General features: G+C 68.5%; 3 protein-coding genes. 2 read left to right on the top strand and 1 reads right to left on the bottom strand.

Annotated elements, in window-relative coordinates; translation table 11 throughout:
• Positions 1-162: 162 nt before the first annotated feature.
• Together secD and secF are read left to right on the top strand one after the other, a co-directional pair.
• Complete coding sequence (gene secD, locus HUK84_RS13670) at positions 163-1,722, top strand: protein translocase subunit SecD (RefSeq protein ID WP_176640779.1); 1,560 nt, start codon at positions 163-165, stop codon at positions 1,720-1,722.
• Between the two features lie 11 nt (positions 1,723-1,733).
• A complete protein-coding gene (gene secF, locus HUK84_RS13665) occupies positions 1,734-2,675 on the top strand; it encodes a protein translocase subunit SecF (protein WP_176640778.1) in 942 nt (313 codons plus the stop codon).
• On the opposite strand, the gene HUK84_RS13660 is transcribed toward secF, so the two are convergent.
• Positions 2,605-3,039, bottom strand: a 435-nt coding sequence (locus HUK84_RS13660; protein ID WP_176640777.1) for a hypothetical protein, incomplete at its 5' end; no start/stop codon positions are given. The genes secF and HUK84_RS13660 overlap by 71 nt on opposite strands.

The following is a 3,039-nucleotide window of genomic DNA, read 5'->3' as shown; positions in this document are numbered from 1 at the left end:
AAGGCGACCGGCGCGGCATGATTTCCTGCCTCCGACCGCCCGGGGGCGGTTGCATCCTGCGCGATCGCCCGGCATGTTCCCGCCGTCGCCGGCCGCCCGGCGGCACGGGACAGAGGAACAGGGAGCCGGCTCGGCCGGGCGTGAGGAGCACCCCTTTCAACCATGATGTATTACAGCCGGCTCAAGATGGCCTCGGTCATCGCCGTATGCCTTCTGGGAGTGCTGCTCTGCCTTCCCAACACCCTGCGCCAGCCCGCGCCCGGCGTGCCGTGGCGCCAGATCCATCTGGGGCTGGATCTGCGCGGCGGGTCGTACCTGCTGATGCAGGTCGACATGAACAGCATCACCGCCGACCGGCTGCAGACCCTGGCCGACGGAACGCGGCAGGCGCTGCTGGACAAGGGCCTGGGCTATCGGGACATCACGACGGATGCCAAGGCCGGCACCGTATCCTTCACCCCGCGTGACCCGTCGGAACGCGACGCCGACCTGAAGGCGCTGCGGGCGATGCCGATGGTGGTGCCCGGCGAATTCGCCGTCGACGGCCGTGCAGACGGCGGCATCGTCATCACGCTGTCGCCCGACGCGATGCGCCGGCGCGCGGCCGAGGCCGTGACCCAGTCGATCGAAATCGTCCGCCGCCGGATCGATGCGACCGGCGCCGTCGATCCGCAGATCACCCGCCAGGGCGATGACCGGATCATCGTCGAACTGCCGGGGGTCAGCGACCCCGAGCATGTCAAGAAACTGCTGGGCACCACGGCGAAGATGACGTTCCACATGGTGCAGGACAGTGCCGTCGGGTCGGCCGCGCCGGGTCCGGGCGTCAGCCTGCTGCCGCTGGCGAGCGATCCGAACCAGACGCTGCCGGTCGTGGACCATGTGGATGTCGACGGGTCGGACCTGACCAATGCCGGCGCGGCGATCGACCAGCAGACCGGCGAATGGGCGGTCAATTTCTCGTTCGATTCCGCGGGGGCGCGCGCCTTCGCCGAGACCACACGGGCCAATATCGGCCACCGCTTCGCCATCGTGCTGGACAACAAGGTCGTGCAGGCCCCGGTCATCCGCAGCGCCATCACCGGCGGCAACGGGCAGATCACGGGCGGGTTCGACGCGCAGTCGGCCACCGACCTGGCGCTGCTGCTGCGCGCGGGTGCGCTGCCGGCGCCGCTGTCGGTCATCGAGCAGCGGTCGATCGGCCCCTCGCTGGGCGCCGATTCCATCCGTGCCGGCATGATCAGCCTGGCGGTCGGCTTCATGCTGGTGATCCTGTTCATGGCGCTGTTCTATGGCCGGTTCGGCTGGTACGCGAATACCGCCCTGCTGGCCAACCTGGTGCTGATGGTCGCGATCCTCTCGCTGTTCCAGGCGACGCTGACGCTGCCCGGCATGGCCGGCATGCTGCTGACCCTGGGCATGGCGGTGGATGCGAACATCCTGATCAATGAGCGCATCCGCGAGGAAGTGGCCAGGGGCCGCACCGCGCTGGCCGCGATGCAGGCGGGTTTCGAGCGCGCCACCTCCACCATCCTGGACAGCAACGCCACGGCCCTGCTGGCCCACATCATGCTGTTCGTGTTCGGCAGCGGTCCGGTGCAGAACTTCGCCCTGACCATCATGATCGGCATCGTGACGACCCTGTTCACGACGCTGCTGCTGTCGCGGATGCTGATGGTGCGCTGGTATGCGCGCACCCGTCCCTCCATCCTGCCGGTCTGAGGCGCATCGCCATGTTCTCACGTCCCCTTCTGCGCTTCGTGCCCAAGGGCACCCGGATCAATTTCATGCGCGGCCGGTTCGTCGGCCTGGCGACGTCGGCGGTGCTGTCGATCGCATCGGTGATCCTGTTCCTGCATCCCGGCCTGACCCTGGGGCTGGATTTCCGTGGCGGCATCGTGGTCGAGACCCGGACGCACGGCCCCGCCGATTTCGCGCAGATCCGCGCGGCGCTGGCCGCGCAGCATGTCGACGCGGCGGGCGTGCAGTCCTTCGGCGCGTCCGACGACGTGCTGATCCGCCTGGATGCGCCGCCGGCCGACGCCCCCGATCACGAGGCCCGCACCCAGGCCCTGGTGGATTCCGTGCGCCATGCCGTGGCGAGCCTGCCCGGGGCGCAGGTACTGCGCGCCGATGCCGTCGGCGCGTCGGTTTCGGCCGAGCTGTTCCGTAACGGCATGCTGGCGCTGGGCGTCAGCCTGTTGATGATCCTGGCCTATATCTGGTTTCGCTTCGAATGGGAGTTCGCGGTCAGCGCCGTGGTGACCCTGGTGCTGGACCTGACCAAGACGATCGGCTTCCTGGTGCTGACGCATTTCGAATTCGACCTGGTCATGGTCGCGGCGATCCTGACGATCCTGGGCTATTCCACCAACGACAAGGTGGTGGTCTATGACCGGGTGCGCGAAAACCTGCGCAAATACCGCACCATGCCCCTGGCCGAACTGATCGACCTGTCGATCAACGAGACGCTGAGCCGCACCCTGGGCACGTCCTCGACGGTGTTTCTGGCCGCCCTGCCGCTGGCATTGTTCGGGGCCAGCCTGTCGGGCTTCGCCTGGGTGATGCTGTTCGGGATCGTGGTCGGGACCTCGTCCTCGATCTTTATCGCGGCGCCGCTGCTGCTTCTGCTGGGGGAGAAGCGGCTTCGGCGGGACGCCCGTCCGGCGCGCTGACCGGCGGCAGGCAGGCGGCTTTCGATCCGCTGTCGGTCTGGCCGATGCAGGCCAGCATCGATTCGATCGCCTGCCGGACCTGGTGCTGGCCATCGGCGGACGGGTGCAGCATGTTCTCGGCCGCCAGATGGCGGGCATAGAGCGTGTCGGCCACCAGACCCCGGGCCTGGTCGCGCATCAGGCCGCCATCGGCCAGGCGGCCGCTGACCATGCCCTGGGCGATGAAATAGGTATCGATGCTGAGATAGGCCTGCAGCGGCAGGGGCAGTTCCGACATCGGCTGGATCGCCGGCGCGGGCCGCGACGCCTGGCATCCGGCGGCCATGACGCAGCCCGCCAGGCCCAGGAAGCACGCCAGGCCGCG

The organism is Nguyenibacter vanlangensis (assembly GCF_013376155.1).
Taxonomy (GTDB): Bacteria; Pseudomonadota; Alphaproteobacteria; order Acetobacterales; family Acetobacteraceae; genus Gluconacetobacter; species Gluconacetobacter vanlangensis.
This window is presented reverse-complemented; position numbering and strand designations above follow the sequence as displayed.